Annotated in this window: 1 pseudogene; it reads left to right on the top strand. The window is 64.6% G+C overall.

Annotated features, from left to right (window positions below):
• Positions 1–213 (top strand): annotated as a pseudogene (locus AF337_RS33125) (maleylacetate reductase); the annotation flags it as partial.
• Between the last annotated feature and the right edge of the window lie 58 nt (positions 214–271).

A 271-nucleotide genomic window follows, 5' to 3' on the forward strand; every position in this document is an offset into this window, starting at 1 on the left:
CTTTTTGGCGGCTCGCTGGGCGGCGGTCTCTATGATTTCGCCGCTTCGATCGGCGCCCCCTTGGCGCTGCGCGATCTGGGTATGAAGGAAGCCGATCTGGACCGTGCGGCGGAACTCGCCGCCCAGAACCCCTACTGGAACCCGCGCCCGATCGAACGGGAAGCGATCCGGGTTTTGTTGCAGAGCGCCTGGGAGGGCGCGCGGCCGCGTTAACGCCTTAGGAGGATGGCCACGTGCCTGAATATTTCAGCGAAGAGAGATCCGCGGAAGC

The sequence above is a fragment of the Rhizobium ecuadorense genome (assembly GCF_001187535.1).
In the GTDB taxonomy this organism is placed as follows: domain Bacteria; phylum Pseudomonadota; class Alphaproteobacteria; order Rhizobiales; family Rhizobiaceae; genus Rhizobium; species Rhizobium ecuadorense.